1 pseudogene is annotated in these 629 nt (G+C 34.3%); it reads right to left on the reverse strand.

The features are described from left to right. Positions 1 to 109: 109 nt before the first annotated feature. A pseudogene (locus CN514_RS20765) lies at positions 110 to 629 on the reverse strand (RNA-guided endonuclease InsQ/TnpB family protein); the annotation flags it as partial.

Consider the following 629-nt stretch of genomic DNA (forward strand, 5'->3'; position numbering starts at 1 on the left):
TTCTACGTGTCCGATTTTGCCTAGTTAGGCTACTTTCGTTTGGTATAACACTCCAAGGGCGTAAATTCGGATACAACGAATCCTACAAATCAGTTATGACGTCTAGATATCAGTTTACTAATTTATATCGTGACAAGTTGATTGCTGCGTTTAAATCTCGATCGATTTCATGACCGCATTCACATTTGTATAGTCGGTCTGATCGATTTAAATCATTTTTCTTATTTCCACAACTTGAACACGTTTTAGAAGATGGGTACCATTGATCAGCTTCAACAAATTCAATCCCATATTTATCACATTTATATTGAATTTGGCGTTTGAATTTAAATAAACACTGCTTCGCGATTGCTTTTGACAGGTGCTTATTCTTCATCATTCCCTTGATGTTTATAGCTTCCATTACGATGCGATACTCCAACAGAAAGATACCAGTATTTTCCATCATTGCTAATTCTGGGATTATAGTATTTTTTATCTGATCTAACTTCAGAGATTAGAACCCAACCGACCTTTTCAATCAACACTCGATTTTCTTTTACTTTCAACTTCACATTATCGTTATAAAAAGATGGTTTTGATTTTCTTTTACTTTTGAATCGTGGTTGATCTGCTAACCCTTTAAAGAA

The sequence above is a fragment of the Bacillus sp. AFS001701 genome (genome assembly GCF_002559405.1).
In the GTDB taxonomy this organism is placed as follows: Bacteria; Bacillota; Bacilli; order Bacillales; family Bacillaceae_G; genus Gottfriedia.